A 14,975-nucleotide genomic window follows, 5' to 3' on the forward strand; every position below is an offset into this window, starting at 1 on the left:
TTTCTGGCTAAACTCAGCCAAACATGGAAAGCAGGATGCCTGCCGCCACAGCCGAACCGATAACGCCGGCAACGTTGGGGCCCATGGCATGCATGAGCAGGAAGTTGCGCGGATTATCCGCCTGGCCAACCTTCTGGGAAACACGCGCCGCCATAGGAACAGCGGAAACGCCGGCCGAACCGATGAGCGGATTGATTTTGCCCTTGGAGAGCTTGCACATGATGTTTCCAAGGATGACGCCGCCGAAGGTTCCGAAGGAGAATGCGATGAGGCCCAGAACAATGATATACAGCGTCTGGGGATTTAAGAAAGTCGCCCCGTTGGCCGTCGCGCCGACGCTGATGCCCAGGAAGATCGTTATAATGTTCAAAAGCTCGTTTTGGGCCGTCTTGTTGATTCGCTCTACAACGCCGCTCTCCCGCATCAGGTTGCCCAGCATGAGCATACCCACAAGCACGCCCGCAGAAGGCAGCATCAGGGAAACGAAAATGGTAACCGCAATGGGGAAGATGATCTTCTCTTTGCGGCCCACGGGCCGCAGCTGCCCCATCACGATCATTCGATCCTTCTTGCTGGTGCATAGCTTCATAATCGGCGGCTGGATAATGGGAACCAGCGCCATGTAGGAATACGCCGCCACGGCAATCGGCCCCAAAAGCTCGGGAGCCAGCTTACTGGTCAGGAAGATAGCCGTCGGGCCGTCGGCGCCGCCGATGATACCGATGGAAGCCGCCTGCTGGTTGGTGAAGCCCAGAAGCAACGCCAAAATAAAGGCCATGAAAATGCCCAGCTGCGCTGCCGCGCCCAGAATCAGGCTCTTGGGATTGGCGATCAAGGGGCCAAAGTCGGTCATAGCTCCCACGCCCATAAAGATCAGCGGCGGATAAACCCCCAGCTTTACGCCCAGATAGAGTATATCAATCATGTTCGCCTGGCCACTTTGCACCAGCTCTCCAAATTGTTCCATATTGCTGTATTGCACGGCCAGATTCGCTCCCGGCAGGTTTGCCAGCAGCATGCCGAAAGCAATGGGGAGCAGCAGAAGCGGCTCATATTGCTTCACGATGGCCAAATACAAGAGAATGCAGGAAATTACCAGCATGACTGCCTGCTGCCAGGAAATGGTGGCAAACCCGGTATCCTGCAGGAATTTCACAAAAGTTTGACCTATATCCATTTTGTACCTCCTTTTTCATTTTGCCGGCAGAAAGCCGGCACATCATGATTTAGCCAATCACCACAAGAAGGTCACCGGAATTTACAGTCGCGCCTTTGGCCACGGCAACCGTAGCCACCTTGCCCGCGCAGGGAGCCAAAATTTCGTTTTCCATCTTCATTGCTTCCAGGATCATCAGGATATCGCCCTCTTTTACCTCATCGCCGACATTTACGCGGACATCCAGGATATTTCCGGGCATGGGGCAGTTCACCTTTTCGCCAGCCGCAGGCGCCGCGGGAGCGGCCGGAGCCGGAGCGGCGGGCTTCGCCGCAGGAGCAGCAGGAGCAGCGGGAGCCGGAGCAGCAGCAACGGGAGCGGCCGGAGCGGCAGAAACAGCCCCGCCGATTTCTTCCACTTCTACTTCATAAGAATTCCCATTGACATTTATCATGAATTTACGCATTGTTTCTATCCTCCAAAAAATTTTTTACTGTTTCTGCCGGTTAAAAACGGCTGGCAATCTGTTCCCGCCGCCCGGCTGTTGCCCAGATAGAGCGGGTATTGGTCTTCTTATAGGAAGAGATCCGCACCCTGGAGGCGCTGGTTCCCATCATAGCGGCACACGCCGCGCTCAAAACTGCGATAAGTTCTGCGTCATCCGCGGGGGCCGCAGGCTGCGCCTGCTGCACCGGAGCGGCCGGTTTCGGCGCTTCCTTCCGGGGCGCGGGTGCCTTTGCTTCGGCTTCTTTCTTCTCCGCCAGTCTGGCTGCTTTTCGCACTTCCCTGGCCTCACCGGCCTTCTCGATCTTTCCGGCAATGACTCCCAGCAGCTTGATAATATAGATTAGAATTATCAAAACCAGGAATACAACCACCAGGCCTATGAGGGTAACCTCCAAGCCAAACAATATCTTATCTAAAACATTCATGTTCTACCTCCAAACCTACAGCGGCAGTATGCTGTGTTTTTTCGGCAACTTCTGTTCTCTCTTATTGGAAGCCATTTCAATCGCTTTAATCAGCATCAGGCGCGTATCCGCAGGCTCGATGATGTCGTCCACAAGACCCTGCTGCGCCGCCGCCAAGGGGCTTGCAAATTTTTCTTTGTATTCCGCCGCCTTCGCCTTGGTGTCAAACAGGATGATGCTGCCGGCTTCCGCTTCCAGGCAGGAAATTTCCGCCGTAGGATAGGCATAGACGATATCTGCGCCGCAGTTCTTGTTGCCCATGGCGATATACCCTTCGCCCACAGCCTTGCCCGTGATCACGCTGACCATGGGAGCGCCGGATTCAGCATAAGCGCTGACCAGCTTGGCAAACGTCCGAATCTGGCAGTGCTGCGCGCCCTCCAGGCTGACTTCCACTCCCTCATTATTCACCAGCGTAACCATGGGGATGTCATAGGCATCCAGCAGGCTGATGAAGCGGGAGGCTTTGCGGCAGGCCCGGAAAGAAATGGTTTTTCCCGGTGCATTGGCGATCACACCCGCCGTATATCCATTCAAAGTAATAAATCCGGTGATCATATCGTCGCTATAGTCCGCTGCCACTTCCAGGAATTCGTTGTTATCCGCAATATCCCGGATGAGGGCGCGGGCGTCGCTGCCGTCTGCCACGGTGGCCCGGGCAGCGTCGTCTTCCACGATCTCATAGGGAGACTCTTCCAGGTTGTTGGAGGGCAGATACCGCAGCAGGTCTTTGAGCGTATCCACCGCCTGTTCCTCGCTGGCGCAGGCAAACTGGGCAATGCCCGTCTCTTCAGACTGTATCTTCGCTCCGCAGATGGCATCCTCGTTCACGTCGATGCCCGCCGTGGAAGCCAGAACCATGGGGCTTACCAGGCTCACCGCAGAAATTTTCTCCACCGCGATGGTGAAATCCGTGAGCGCTGCAAAAATCGCCGCACATCCCAGCATGCCGCCCGCCGCAATAGAAATCGTGGGGACAACGCCGGAGATATCCGTCAGCTTCTTCATGATGGAGGCATAAGCGCCAAGAGCCGCAGCTCCTTCCTGCACCCGGGCTCCGTCCGAATCCCAGACGCAGATGACCGGCAGGCCGGCTTTGGCCGCCATGTCCATAACCTTTGTGATCTTTGCCGCGTGCGCCGCGCCAAGAGATCCTTTTAATACGGTGTAATCCTGGGCAAAAAGATACACCGGGCGGCCTTCAATGGTCGCCCATCCGGCGACAACGCCCTCTCCCGGCGCACATACATCCGGATAGCCCAACACTGCATTGGAACGCTCAAGATACTTGTCGATCTCAACAAAACTGCCCGTGTCGACAATTTTCCCGATTCGTTCTTCCGCCGTCAGCTTGCCGAGCTTGTGCTGCTCTTCTGCCTGCTTCTTGCTGAATTCGCTCATAAGCTAGTCCTCCATAATTTATGAATTGAGTATTTGAAAATATTTGAATAAAACAATTCTACCCTATATTCGTAATTCTACGTTTGGTACCTATTTCCTTCTTTTTCACATATTATTTTTTGACTTTTTTCCCATTTCTCTTACTAAAAATTAACACGCCCCCGCTTTTTCCGCCTATACTTTATGCACGGCAAAAAAGGTGGGCGGGCAATGGGGTTCGTTGATATATTCATGAAACAGAACCTCCGCCTGCCTGGGCGGTATCCCTTTGAGATAGTCATAGACCTCCCGGTATTCCTCATTGCAGATGGGATCTCCCCAATAGGCCGCAATACACAAAAGACCATCCCGGCGGAGCAGCCCAAGCCCCGCCTCAATGGCGGCAATGGTGGCACAGCTTTTGGTATATACCGTGCGGTCGCTGCCCGGCAGCCGCCCCAGATTGAACAAAATGGCGTCCACCGGCTCACGGACATACAGCCCCATGCGGGCGTGGGAATCATGAATCAGGCGTACCCGCTCCCGCAGGCCCCGATCCTCCAGCCTTTTTTTCGTGCTGGCAATGGCCTTTTGCTGCACATCAAAGGCATATACCTTCCCCTCCGGGCCTACAAGCCCGGCCAAAAAAGCCGTGTCATTGCCGTTTCCCGCCGTCGCGTCGATGCAGACGCTGCCCGTTCCCGCCGCCTGGGCGGCATAAAAATGCGATAATTCCACAGCGTTGCGAAACATCATATCCTCCGCAGATAATCCACTTCTTCCGGGGTGAGAAACCGATATTCCCCCCGTTTCAAACTGCCCAGATTCAACTCGCCCACACTGATGCGCTTCAGGAATACCACGTTCTTCCCCAGGGTTTCAAACATTCGCCGCACCTGCCGGTTGCGCCCCTCGTGAATGACCATGGTGAGCTCTGTCCGGCTGGGCTCCGCTTTCATGACTTTGATCCGGGCGGGAGCCGTCTTGCCCTCCTCGAGAAACACGCCCTTTTGCAGTTTATCGATCTCATCCGGGGAAACATAGCTGTCCACGACAACATAATATCGCTTGCCGACTTCATGGCTGGGATGCGTGAGCTTGTTGGCCAGCTCGCCGTCGTTTGTCAACAGCAAAAGCCCCTCGGTTGTGAAATCCAGCCGGCCGACGGGATAGATGCGGCAGTCAATATCCCGGATATAATCCAGGACGGTTGCCCTTCCCTTGTCGTCCGAGCAGGTGGATACGCACCCGACGGGCTTGTTTAACATAATATAGATTCTCTCCTGGGAAATCTGAAGAACCCGGCCCAAATAAGTCACCTGGTCCTGCTCCGGGTCAACCTGAAGCCCCAGCTCACTCACGGTCTTTCCGTTGACCTTCACCTTTCCCTGCAAAATCAGCTCTTCCGACTTACGCCGCGACGCCACTCCCGCCGTCGCCATGAACTTCGCTATCCGCACTTGTCCTCCATCCCGGAACGCCCATCCACCGGTTCAATACCCTCCAAAGGTTATATAGGTAGGAGTTTTCCGGAACGTCTGCTGCCGTCAGAATCGGCGCTTTTGCATAAAGTTCCCCATCCAGCCAGAATTCCACCGTGCCGATCTCTGTTCCCGCCTTCACCGGAGCCACAAGCTCTTCCTTGCAATTTACTTTCTTTTCTATCATTTTACCCTCTTCTTCCGTCAAAGGCAAGGAAATACTTGTGCCCAGCTCTGTCCCCACACTCTCCAAAATCCCGTTTTTCACGGGAATTTCGCCATAATCATCGCCTTTTGCCGCAATCTGCGTCATTTTATAATGATCAAAGCCATAGGAAAGCAGGGTCTGGCAGTCGTCGAACATGCCATAGTCGTTCAGCACCACGGCAATGAGCTGCATGCCGCCGCGTTCCGCGCCGGCGGAAAGGCATTTGCCCGCCGCCTTGGTATACCCGGTTTTCACGCCGTTGCCGCCCTCAAATTGATAGAGGATCTTGTTCTTGCTGCGCAGATACCGGGCCGGGGAATCATCGTCCGCTTCCAGGTTCATGGACTTCGTGCCCACGATTTCCCGGAAGGTCGCGTTCTGCATGGCCGCCGAAGAAATGAGAGCAAGGTCATAGGCCGTCGTATAATGGTCGTCGTTGGGCAGGCCGTTGGGCGTGACAAAATTCGTGTTCATCGCCCCGATCTCCCTGGCCCGTTCATTCATCATCTTGGCGAAATTTTCCACACTTCCGCCAATATGCAGGGCAATCTGCACAGCCGCATCGTTGCCCGAAGCCAGCATCAGGCCATAGACCAGCTCCCGGAGGGTAAGCCTCTCCCCCTCCCGCAGATACATAGACGAGCCTTCCTGCCCCACAGCCTCTTTCTGCACGGTGATGATCTCATCAAGGTTTCCCTTTTCCACAGCCAGAAGCCCGGTCATCACCTTGGTCGTGCTGGCCATGGGCAGCTTTTCCTCCGCATTTTTCGAGGCCAGCACCCGCCCGGTGGAAGCCTCCATCAAAACATGGGCCTTGGCAGAGGTCGAGGGAGCGGCGGCCTGCGCCCCTCCCCCAAAAAGGCACCCTGCCGCCAGGGCCAGCGAGCAGATGCGCTTAGTTATTCTGCGGCATCTGGAAGGCTTCCTTGGCCTGCTGCTGTTTTGCATTCTTCTTTCCCTCCTGACTGCATAGCATGTCCTTCACTTCCTGCATCATTTGGGGCACGGTTTCCAAAACCTTATCCACCACGCTGCGCTGGCAGGTTGTCAGAAGTTTGACGCAGTTTTGGTCCGCCGTCATGAAAGCCACCGGCGTGATGGAAATGCCCGATGCCGTTCCGCCCGCAAAGGGGAAGCCATTGCCCTGGGCATTAGATGCCTGGCCTTTTGCGTTGATGCTCTCTCCATATTCGCCGCCGCCCGAAACAAAGCCAAAGCTGACTTTGGAAATCGGGATGACAGTGCAGCCGCCCGGCGTGACAAAGGGATCGCCGACGATGGTGTTGACGTCCACCATCTCTTTAAGCTCGGACATGGTCGTGTTCAAAATGGTTTCTATTGGGTGCATATTTTTCACCGTCTCTTTCTTTATAATATACGCTGATAATGTCTGCAAACCGGACGGTAATTATACCATCCAGAGAGAAAGAAAAGAAATTTTCCCCATTTCCAAAATCTGGGCGGATGAAAATGCGGGATTCTTCTATCTTTTTTTTGAAAAACAGGCAGAGCAGCTGGAAAAAATTGTTGAGAACGCCGCAGAGCAGCGCCGTCGCCGCCGCGTCCTGGGCATTGAGCACGGCAGAAAAATGCAGCCGGCTCACCCTGCATGCTTTTCCCAGGGACTTTATCCAGAGATTTGGTTTCTTTTTCTTCTCCTTCTTCTTTTTCGCATAGCGGAACAGAATTTTAAACTTCCGCCCCTTTTTTGCCTGTATGATTACCGGATTCACATAATGCTTCAGCCGCAGATACAGGCAGGCTTTATATAATGGAATCCTCCAAATCCGCAGCTCCAGCATAAAAAAGTTCCGCCGCCCTTCCACGCTTTTTATATGCAGGTGGATTCTGGCGAAAATCAGAAATGCTGCCAATGCCAAAAACAGCAACAAAAAAAATACCCACCACATATCCGTCTCCTCCGGTTTCATGCTTCTATGGGTATTTTATCCAATTCCGTATTTTTTATCCGCTGTTATGCCTCTTGGGGCAGCGGAGGCAGTTCCTCCAAAGAGGACAGGCCAAAATGCCGCAGAAAGCCTTCGCTTGTGGCATAGAGAATGGGGCGGCCCAAGGCTTCCTTGCGGCCGGCCTCGTGAATCAGGTTCTTTTCCAGCAGCACCCCCAGCACATAGCTGGTGTTTACTCCCCGCAGCTCTTCGATTTCCCCGCGGGTCACCGGCTGCTTATAGGCGATGATGGAGAGGGTTTCCAGCATGGCCCGCGTCAGTTCTTCTTCCGACGACTCGCCAAACAGCGAAAAGAGCATCTCCGCATATTCCTCCCGGGTCGCCAGCTGCACCCGGTCTTCAAACCGCTTGATGACAAGGCCGCTGTCCTCCCGCTCCCGGCGGACGATTTCTTCCTCCAAAAGCGCGGTGAGCTCGGCTTCGTCCTTTCCCAAAAAGGCGGCCAGTTCCCCGATCCCCATGGAATCCCCGGCCGCAAACAGGATATTTTCAATTTTTCCCATCAGTTCGGCGTCTCTCATTTGCTTCCCCGCTTTTCAATTAGAATTTCCCCAAAGGCCGCCTTCTGCGCAATGGACACTTTTTCGGCATGCAGAAGCTCCAAAAGGGACAAAAATGTTACTGCCAGCTCCTCCCGGGAAGGTGCTTCCGACAACAGCTCCTCAAAGCAGACCCGGCTTTTGATGGTGAGCCGCGCCAATATCACACGCATTTGCTTTTTCACGCTGAAATGGTCCCGATAAATGACGACACTTTCCGGCTTTTGTTCCAGCCGCTTTACCTTTGCCAACACCTTCAGATAGGCCGCCATCAGGGCGTCTACACTGCTGTTGGTAAAAACCGTCTCCTGCTCGGCCCCGGCGAGAATCTCTTCGGGGAGCTTATAGCGGCTTCCTCTGGCACGGGATTCCAGCTCCTTTAATTCTTCGGATACCATTTTGAACCGCTTATATTCGTTGAGCCGGGCCACCAGCTGCTCCTCGGGCGTCAGGCCGTTTTCGTCCACCTCTTCGCCCCGCCGTTTTTCCGGGAGCAGGGCACGGGACTTGATATAGACAAGGGTCGCCGCCATTTGCAGAAAATCGCTGGCGCTCTCCAGATCCAAAAACTCGCAGCCTTCCATATATTGAAGATACTGCTCGGTGATCTGGGAGACAAAGATATCCTGAATCTCAATTTTTGCCTTGCTGATGAGATGCAGCAACAGATCCAGCGGGCCTTCAAAATTGGCCAGCTTATATGCATATGCCATACGCGCCCATCCTATACAAACAGAGAGAAAAAGCTATAATACAACGATGTAAACCAATTGACCACGGGTGTAAGAATATATCCCAGCACTCCGGTGAATAACAGAATCAGCAGAATCCAATATCCATATCTCTGCAAAAACTCTACCACTTTATAGCTTTTCCGCACAAACAGGCTCGTGACCACATGGAAACCGTCCAGCGGCGGGATGGGCAGGACATTGAATATAGCCAAACTGATATTTACAGAATAAATTGTTGCCAGAATATACAACACCACAGGCGCACGGAACATGAGCGCCGGCTGCAAGAAGAAATAGATACCGTAAAACACAAAGGACAGCAGCAGATTGGTCACTGGCCCGGCCAGCGAGATCAAAACATCGTCCCGGCGGAAATTCTTCAGATTGCGAGACCCAATCATAACGGGCTTCGCCCAGCCGATGCCAAACAGCACAAAACAGAGCATGCCCAGGAGATCAATGTGTTTTAGCGGGTCCAGCGTCATCCGCCCCATATTTTTTGCTGTCGGGTCGCCCAGCTTATAGGCCGTCCAGGCATGCGCGCATTCATGAAAGGAAAGACCGATGCACATGGCCAGAAAAATGGAAAGTATATAAATCAGTGCCTGGGTAGGGCTTTCCTGAAACATTTGGATCAGACGCATAGCAATAGTCTCCCCTCTAGGTAATATCACGATTATACATGAATTTTTCCAAACATTCAACTATACTAATTTTTCGTCTTCGCACATATAGTTAGAAAAAACGTCATTGTGTTTCTTTATGGAAAATTCTGCCGAAAGGCAACGCCCCTTCCGGAAATACCTCTTAGAAAGGAAAGATCATATGAGTGGAATCACTGGAATTTATCAATATGAAAAAGAGCCCTCCGCCTATTACGACAAGGTTTCCCACATGCTTCTGACTCTCTCCCACCGCGGGGCAGCCCATCAAAAGCGGTTTACTGCCGGGCACATGGCCATGGGCATCTGTTCGGCGCAAAAAGAGTTTCTTGCCACCACCTTTTCCTTTGAGGGCGTCACCTATTCCCTCCTGCTGGACGGGGAAATCTTTCCCACCTTTCGCCTGGCTGAAACATTGGATTGCTCCTCCCATGCCCTTTCGCCCGAAGAATGCCTACTGGCGTATCACCGCCTGGGTAGCGGATTTTTAAAGCTGGTAGACGGCAGCTTTGCCCTGGCCATCTATAACCACACGGCGGATGAGCTGTTCCTTGCCCGGGATGCCATGGGCGTCCGTCCCCTTTTCTATGCCCAGCGGGACGGTGTTTTTTATTTCAGTTCGGAAATCAAGGCTCTTTTGCAGGCCGTTCCTGCCGTTCTGGATGCCCGGGGAATCACTGAGCTTTTCAGCCTTTCTCCCGCCGCATCCCCCGATCATACTCTTTTCTCCGGCATTCAAACGCTCCCCGAAGGCTGTTTCCTCCGGGCCCGGCATGAAAGCGTCCACATCGAGCCCTATTTTTCCCTGTCCTATCAGGAGCATCGGGACAGTCTCTATGAAACCGGCGAAAAAGTGCGCCATCTGGTAGAACGGTCTGTGCATAACTATGTGGACTGCGAGGGCCGGCCCGCCGCCTTTCTCTCCGGCGGATTGGATTCCAGCATCCTCTGCTGCCTGGCCTCGGTATATGTTTCCAACCGCAGCAAAACTCTCCAGACCTTCTCCATCGCCTATAAGGATAATGAAAAATATTTTTCCCAAAACAGCTATCAGCCGGATATGGACGACAGCTATATCGCCCTGCTTTTGAAGCAGCTGGACGCAGAGCATCATACCATCCTTCTGGAGCCCCGGGAGCTGGCCGACGCTCTGGAAGACGCCGTCGTTGCCCGGGATCTTCCGGGCATGGCGGATATCGATTCCTCTCTGCTCCTGGCCGCGCGGGAAGTCGGTGCTTCCGCGGACTGGGTGCTTTCCGGCGAATGCGCCGATGAGGTTTTCTGCGGCTATCCCTGGTTTCACCGGGAGGACCTCCTGGCCGGGGACGTATTCCCGTGGTCAGGTTCTCTTCGTCTGCGGCGCATGGTCCTGAGCCCGGATCTGGCTGTCCTTCCCATCGAAGAAACGGCCCGGGCGGCTTATCAGGGCTCTCTTTCCCGCCATATGCCCCCTGTCGGAGTGGCGGGCCGGGAGCATCCCGGACTTTATGAAACCAATCTCCAGTGGTTCGGCGGCTGCCTCCTGCGGCGTAAGGACGCCATGACCTCCTATGCCGGACTCACCGCAAAGCTCCCCTTTGCCAGCCCCTTTCTGGCCCAGTATGTCTATTCCATCCCGCCGGAAATTCTGGAAACCGGCAGCCGGGAAAAAGGCATCCTCCGCTATGCCTTTTCCGATCTGCTGCCCCGGGAAATTTTCCTCCGGAAAAAGAACCCCTATCCCAAAACCTTTGATCCGGCCTATGCGGGATGCGTCCGGGAACGCCTGCGGGATGTCCTTTTAGACCCCAATGCTCCTCTTCGGCCGCTGGTCGACCGGGACGCCCTTCTGGCATGGATGGATTCCGGCGCCGCCATGGATACCCCCTGGTTTGGCCAGCTCATGCGCGGCCCGCAGTTTTTCGCCTTTCTATTGCAGGTCAATATCTGGCTGGAAAAATACCATGTTTCCCTGCGCCCCGGCAGCAATCCCCTTTAATACCCGCAAAAAAGCGGAACGCACTCCGTTTGCGTTCCGCTTTTATTTTTATTGCTGCAGCCCGGGATTGGGCATGAGCGGCGAATACAGGTTCAGATATCCGCCAACCTTCTCGACCCGCTCTCCCTCGAATAAAAACTGGACATCCCGAATGGTGTCCATCCGGGAAACGGTATTCACGATGGAATACACCAGCAGCCGCAGCTTTTTATCCGACATTTTTTCCATCTGCGTCCGGAAATTCCCGGAAAAATTGATGGTCAGCGTGGAGCCATGGATTTCCGCCCCCAGAATATCTTCCATGGTGATTCCCTCGGGAAATGCGGGCCAGACATCCTCTGCATCCACCTCTATCGGCCCCCGCACCAGCTCCTCCAAATAGGTCCTGACGGATTCGGATGCGCTCTCCCGAACTGTCCGGGAAACCGCCTTGAGCGAAGTCAGATTCACATTGGGATAGTAGATGGTGACCGTTTCTCCCAGATATTCCTTTGCAATGTCCCGCGTCATCACCTTGGGAGAACCCTCAATCTCGCAGGTCAGCTGCTCGGTATTGGATAAAAACCCGGCCAGAGTATAATACAGGCAGGAAAGAGCCGCCATATTGTCCCCGCTCCCCGAAGCAAACGGCATTTCGTCAAAGGACAGATAACGCCGGTTCACCGTCTGCGAAGGGATTTCCCGCATCTGCTGAGATGGGATAAATTCACCCTGCATAAACCCCGTCAGATATGTCTTATAGGTCGGCCCTATCGCCAGCTGCTCCAGAATTTCCTGCACATAGTTCTCCCCCGAAAAGCTCACCCGGCGCACCTCCGGAAGGATATAGCGGCCGCTTGGGTCCATAAAATACAAAACGATGTTGGTTTCCCGGGCGCCTCCCTCTTCTTTGGCATAGGAATCCGAATATTTGGAAACATACTGCCGATAGAGCGACGGAACATCCCCGTCGGATTTGGTCATGGGGCCGCAGGGCACGCCGTCCATGGTGAAAATCTGGCCGTTTATATAGACGCAGACATATTTGACGCCAAAATAATCGATCACCGTATCCGCCACAGCCCGGACGAGAATGAATTGCTGTTCCAGTGTTTGCGGCTGGGGGGAGGTCACATAGACATTGGCGATTTCTTCCGTGATTTCAATATCAGCGAGCTCCAGTCCGGAGCCCAGCACCGTCAGGCTGGAATCCCGCGGGCCGCGGAACAGCGCCTGCAAGAGCTGACCGCCTACGTCCTCCTCCGCGCCGATTTCCAGCTCCCGCATTTCCGCCACCAGCTTTTTGGTTTTGGCATCCGGAAAGTACAGAGCGGCGTTAACCGTCCGCTTTTCCTCACTGGGCTGCGTCTCATGCGGAGCCAGAGACGGCAGATCCGCTATATTATTATTTTCATGCAGCGATGTGCATCCTGCAAACAGAAACAGCAGCGCCAGCAGCGCAGCCGCTAATTTCTTCATGCGTCATTCCCCCTGAAAAAACAGCTTGACAAATTCCTCATACTGCATTTTCCACATTCCGCTTTCCTTGATGAGCCGCACGGGAATATTCGTCTTTTCCGTCTGCTCCTCGCCTTTGAGCTTATATGTAATATCCACCATAATCACTGCCGTATCCCGGCCCGCTCCGATGATCACATCCCCGATAACATATTGCTCCATCACTGGATTCCGCTCCCGGGCAATGGCCAGGAACTCTTCTTCATCCGGTTTGGCGTCGCCTGTTTCCCCTTCATAGGAAATATAGGTAAAAACATTCTCATAGTTCTGGTTCGCTACGGCCTCAAACAGCAGCCGCAGCGTATTCTTGGGATTCAAAACCACTTCCCCGTTCCGCGCCAGCGGCTCCAGCACGCCGCTTCCCGGGAAACCCACGTCCTCCAAACGGATGCGCTGTCCCGTGCCGCCATCTTCGGACTCCACCAAAAGCTGCACACGGGAATATCCCGACACCTCGACCATGGTGTTGACAATGGAATATACCGCCAGCTGTTTGCGCTGGTTCAACGAATTTTCCAAATTATTGCCCGAGAAAAAACTCCAGTCCAAAAAATCCCGGCTTAAAGTGATGAACAAAACGTCCCCACTGCTGGCAATGCTCACAATGGCCGTATTCTCGTTGATCAGCCGGTTTCCGGCCACATCCCCCTGGCTGGCAGGCCCTTCGCAAAGGGCCTGCAAAACGGCATATTCCTCATTTTCGTTCACCGGAATGTCCAGCTCTCGGCTCTCGCTCACCAGCTTTGTAAAGCTGGGATCTGCGAAATAGAGATTGACGGCCAGCTTGTCCTTCTTGCTGAGCGCCCCTTCCTGGGGATTGATCTGGGTAATTCCCTCCTGTTCCCCGGATTCACGGCCGGAGCATCCGGCCGCGCCCAGAAGCAAAATGCAAACCGCCAACAGGGCGCAAGTCAAACGTTTCATGCTTTTTTCTCCTCCTTTGCCCCCATATCCTGCCCCGCCGAAGGCCCGGCAATGGGCAGGAAGAGCCGGAAGGTGCTCCCCTGGCCCTTTTCACTCTCGACTTCCACTCTCCCTTCATGGAGAAGAGCGATGCACTGCACAATATAGAGCCCCAGGCCCGTGCCCCCAGTTTCCCGGGAGCGCGCTTTGTCTACTCGGTAAAACCGGTCGAAGATATGCGCCTGGTCCTCCTTGCTGATGCCCTCGCCGGTATCCTTCACCACGATGGCCACTTCCTCTCCGTGTACCTCCAGGCCGACATCCACCCGGCCGCCGGCAGGAGTATATTTCACGGCGTTATCGATCAGGTTATTGACAGCCTGCCGGATCCGCATGGGATCGCAGGTGATGACAGTATTCTGATTCCAGGTGAAAGATAATTCAATATCCTTCTGATCCGCCAGAGGCTTGAGGGCGACGACCGCTTTTTTCAGCAACAGATCAATGGAAACCTGCTGGCGGTCCATCTTTTCCTTGTCGTTTTCGATTTTTGTCATGAGCAGAAGATCGTTGATGAGGTTGGTCAGGCGGTCGATCTCCTGGTTGATATCCCCCAGAAATTCCTTATATACGTTTTCCGGGATATTGTCCTGATAGAGCAGCGACTCCGTCAGGATTTTGATAGACGCCAGCGGGGTTTTCAGCTCATGGGACGCATTGGACACGAATTCGCTGCGCTGCTGGTCCAGGTTCTCCAGCTTTGCCGACATGGAATTGAATACCTTCCCCAGCTCAGCGATCTCGTTTTTCCCTTTGATATGCACCCGCGTTGCGAAATTCCCCTTGGTGATCTCCATGGCGCTCTCCCGGAGCTGGGCCAGCGGGCGGGAAATATGGTTGGTCGAGATATAGGATAACCCGAAAATTACCACCGTCGCCCCGACAAAAATCATCAGAAACTGGTTCCGGATCAGGCCCGCCTTATCCACCAGATCCTGCACATTTTCTGAAAACACAGCTGCACCGATGGTCTGGGAATCCAAAATGACCGCCGAAGCGTAATATGCCGCCCAGAAATCCTCTCCGCTTTCGCTTTGAATCCGGTGGTATCCAAAAGAAGCATCCTTTTCGCCGCTCAGCACTTCTACAACCTCCCGGCTGGTAATCTGCGCGCCGTTTAAAACCGAGAAACTGTCGATCTGCACAATCCCGCTCTCATTGACAATCAAAACGCGGCCGGAAATATCCCGTCCCTGTGCAATGGCGGATTCATAGAGAGATTCTGCGTCCGTGCGGGAAAGCGGACCCGAAACGTTCACGGAAAAATCGTTGACCTCCTGCATGCGCTGGTTGACCCTCTGATTCAAAAGGCTGTCCTCCACAATACGCGAGGTAAACAGGGTCACCAAAGAAAAGGCAACAAGGCTGATGGCTATATAGATGATGATGAACCGCCACCGGATGGAGGTCCGAAGCCTGCTGATTCGAATAATAGC

16 protein-coding genes are annotated in these 14,975 nt (G+C 54.0%); 1 reads left to right on the plus strand and 15 read right to left on the minus strand.

The annotated features are described in order from the left end of the window. Nucleotides 1-13 precede the first annotated feature (13 nt). The 12 genes from H8693_RS02985 to H8693_RS03040 all read right to left on the minus strand — a co-directional run bounded on the left by H8693_RS02985 (nucleotide 14) and on the right by H8693_RS03040 (nucleotide 9,083). Nucleotides 14-1,177: a sodium ion-translocating decarboxylase subunit beta gene (locus H8693_RS02985; protein WP_249279726.1), complete on the minus strand. Its 1,164-nt coding sequence runs from the start codon at nucleotides 1,175-1,177 to the stop codon at nucleotides 14-16. Nucleotides 1,178-1,226: 49 nt separating this feature from the next. Further along, entirely contained in the window at nucleotides 1,227-1,622 is a 396-nt protein-coding gene (locus H8693_RS02990; RefSeq protein ID WP_249279727.1) for a biotin/lipoyl-containing protein, read from the minus strand. 40 nt (nucleotides 1,623-1,662) lie between these two features. Next, nucleotides 1,663-2,088 (minus strand): OadG family transporter subunit, encoded by a 426-nt coding sequence (locus tag H8693_RS02995; protein ID WP_249279728.1) that lies wholly within the window; start codon nucleotides 2,086-2,088, stop codon nucleotides 1,663-1,665. Between the two features lie 15 nt (nucleotides 2,089-2,103). Further along, nucleotides 2,104-3,528, minus strand: coding sequence for an acyl-CoA carboxylase subunit beta (locus H8693_RS03000; protein WP_249279729.1), 1,425 nt, complete (start codon nucleotides 3,526-3,528; stop codon nucleotides 2,104-2,106). 174 nt (nucleotides 3,529-3,702) lie between these two features. Beyond that, the gene (locus H8693_RS03005; RefSeq protein ID WP_249279730.1) at nucleotides 3,703-4,260 is read right to left on the minus strand and encodes a class I SAM-dependent methyltransferase; all 558 of its coding nucleotides are present in this window, start codon (nucleotides 4,258-4,260) and stop codon (nucleotides 3,703-3,705) included. After that, on the minus strand, nucleotides 4,260-4,967 hold the full coding sequence (locus tag H8693_RS03010; RefSeq protein ID WP_330605693.1) for a pseudouridine synthase: 708 nt from the start codon (nucleotides 4,965-4,967) through the stop codon (nucleotides 4,260-4,262). Before H8693_RS03010 ends, H8693_RS03005 begins: the two co-directional genes overlap by 1 nt. Next, entirely contained in the window at nucleotides 4,918-6,144 is a 1,227-nt protein-coding gene (locus H8693_RS03015; protein WP_249279731.1) for a D-alanyl-D-alanine carboxypeptidase family protein, read from the minus strand. Before H8693_RS03015 ends, H8693_RS03010 begins: the two co-directional genes overlap by 50 nt. Further along, nucleotides 6,092-6,544, minus strand: a complete 453-nt coding sequence (gene ytfJ / locus H8693_RS03020; RefSeq protein ID WP_178622083.1) for a GerW family sporulation protein — start codon at nucleotides 6,542-6,544, stop codon at nucleotides 6,092-6,094. Before ytfJ ends, H8693_RS03015 begins: the two co-directional genes overlap by 53 nt. Beyond that, nucleotides 6,498-7,106: a hypothetical protein gene (locus tag H8693_RS03025; protein WP_249279732.1), complete on the minus strand. Its 609-nt coding sequence runs from the start codon at nucleotides 7,104-7,106 to the stop codon at nucleotides 6,498-6,500. The genes ytfJ and H8693_RS03025 overlap by 47 nt, the downstream gene beginning before the upstream one ends. A gap of 65 nt (nucleotides 7,107-7,171) precedes the next feature. Beyond that, the gene (gene scpB, locus H8693_RS03030) at nucleotides 7,172-7,687 is read right to left on the minus strand and encodes an SMC-Scp complex subunit ScpB (RefSeq protein ID WP_178622077.1); all 516 of its coding nucleotides are present in this window, start codon (nucleotides 7,685-7,687) and stop codon (nucleotides 7,172-7,174) included. Continuing rightward, a complete protein-coding gene (locus H8693_RS03035; protein WP_249279733.1) occupies nucleotides 7,684-8,418 on the minus strand; it encodes a segregation and condensation protein A in 735 nt (244 codons plus the stop codon). The genes scpB and H8693_RS03035 overlap by 4 nt, the downstream gene beginning before the upstream one ends. A gap of 11 nt (nucleotides 8,419-8,429) precedes the next feature. Further along, a complete protein-coding gene (locus H8693_RS03040) occupies nucleotides 8,430-9,083 on the minus strand; it encodes a site-2 protease family protein (protein ID WP_249279734.1) in 654 nt (217 codons plus the stop codon). 181 nt (nucleotides 9,084-9,264) lie between these two features. Here H8693_RS03040 and H8693_RS03045 point away from each other — a divergent pair, with 181 nt between their 5' ends. Further along, complete coding sequence (locus tag H8693_RS03045) at nucleotides 9,265-11,079, plus strand: asparagine synthetase B family protein (RefSeq protein WP_249279735.1); 1,815 nt, start codon at nucleotides 9,265-9,267, stop codon at nucleotides 11,077-11,079. Between the two features lie 48 nt (nucleotides 11,080-11,127). Here the strand turns inward: H8693_RS03045 and H8693_RS03050 are convergent, their stop codons facing one another. From H8693_RS03050 to H8693_RS03060, 3 genes are read right to left on the minus strand one after another with little or no spacing between them, the layout of a single operon-like run. Then, nucleotides 11,128-12,537 (minus strand): GerMN domain-containing protein, encoded by a 1,410-nt coding sequence (locus H8693_RS03050; protein WP_249279736.1) that lies wholly within the window; start codon nucleotides 12,535-12,537, stop codon nucleotides 11,128-11,130. A 3-nt stretch (nucleotides 12,538-12,540) separates the two neighbouring features. Next, nucleotides 12,541-13,500, minus strand: coding sequence for a GerMN domain-containing protein (locus H8693_RS03055; protein WP_249279737.1), 960 nt, complete (start codon nucleotides 13,498-13,500; stop codon nucleotides 12,541-12,543). After that, nucleotides 13,497-14,846, minus strand: coding sequence for a sensor histidine kinase (locus tag H8693_RS03060; protein ID WP_249279738.1), 1,350 nt, complete (start codon nucleotides 14,844-14,846; stop codon nucleotides 13,497-13,499). Before H8693_RS03060 ends, H8693_RS03055 begins: the two co-directional genes overlap by 4 nt. Nucleotides 14,847-14,975: the final 129 nt, after the last annotated feature.

Origin of the sequence: Guopingia tenuis (assembly GCF_014384805.1) — a bacterium.
Classification (GTDB): Bacteria; Bacillota; Clostridia; order Christensenellales; family Christensenellaceae; genus Guopingia; species Guopingia tenuis.

What these genes read in the sequence shown, in the direction of transcription:
- H8693_RS02985 (WP_249279726.1), bottom strand. Translation starts at nt 1,177, where the DNA reads ATGGATATAGGTCAAACTTTTGTGAAATTCCTGCAGGATACCGGGTTT.
- H8693_RS02990 (WP_249279727.1), bottom strand. Translation starts at nt 1,622, where the DNA reads ATGCGTAAATTCATGATAAATGTCAATGGGAATTCTTATGAAGTAGAA.
- H8693_RS02995 (WP_249279728.1), bottom strand. Translation starts at nt 2,088, where the DNA reads ATGAATGTTTTAGATAAGATATTGTTTGGCTTGGAGGTTACCCTCATA.
- H8693_RS03000 (WP_249279729.1), bottom strand. Translation starts at nt 3,528, where the DNA reads ATGAGCGAATTCAGCAAGAAGCAGGCAGAAGAGCAGCACAAGCTCGGC.
- H8693_RS03005 (WP_249279730.1), bottom strand. Translation starts at nt 4,260, where the DNA reads ATGTTTCGCAACGCTGTGGAATTATCGCATTTTTATGCCGCCCAGGCG.
- H8693_RS03015 (WP_249279731.1), bottom strand. Translation starts at nt 6,144, where the DNA reads ATGCAAAACAGCAGCAGGCCAAGGAAGCCTTCCAGATGCCGCAGAATA.
- ytfJ (WP_178622083.1), bottom strand. Translation starts at nt 6,544, where the DNA reads ATGCACCCAATAGAAACCATTTTGAACACGACCATGTCCGAGCTTAAA.
- H8693_RS03025 (WP_249279732.1), bottom strand. Translation starts at nt 7,106, where the DNA reads ATGTGGTGGGTATTTTTTTTGTTGCTGTTTTTGGCATTGGCAGCATTT.
- scpB (WP_178622077.1), bottom strand. Translation starts at nt 7,687, where the DNA reads ATGAGAGACGCCGAACTGATGGGAAAAATTGAAAATATCCTGTTTGCG.
- H8693_RS03035 (WP_249279733.1), bottom strand. Translation starts at nt 8,418, where the DNA reads ATGGCATATGCATATAAGCTGGCCAATTTTGAAGGCCCGCTGGATCTG.
- H8693_RS03040 (WP_249279734.1), bottom strand. Translation starts at nt 9,083, where the DNA reads ATGCGTCTGATCCAAATGTTTCAGGAAAGCCCTACCCAGGCACTGATT.
- H8693_RS03045 (WP_249279735.1), top strand. Translation starts at nt 9,265, where the DNA reads ATGAGTGGAATCACTGGAATTTATCAATATGAAAAAGAGCCCTCCGCC.
- H8693_RS03050 (WP_249279736.1), bottom strand. Translation starts at nt 12,537, where the DNA reads ATGAAGAAATTAGCGGCTGCGCTGCTGGCGCTGCTGTTTCTGTTTGCA.
- H8693_RS03055 (WP_249279737.1), bottom strand. Translation starts at nt 13,500, where the DNA reads ATGAAACGTTTGACTTGCGCCCTGTTGGCGGTTTGCATTTTGCTTCTG.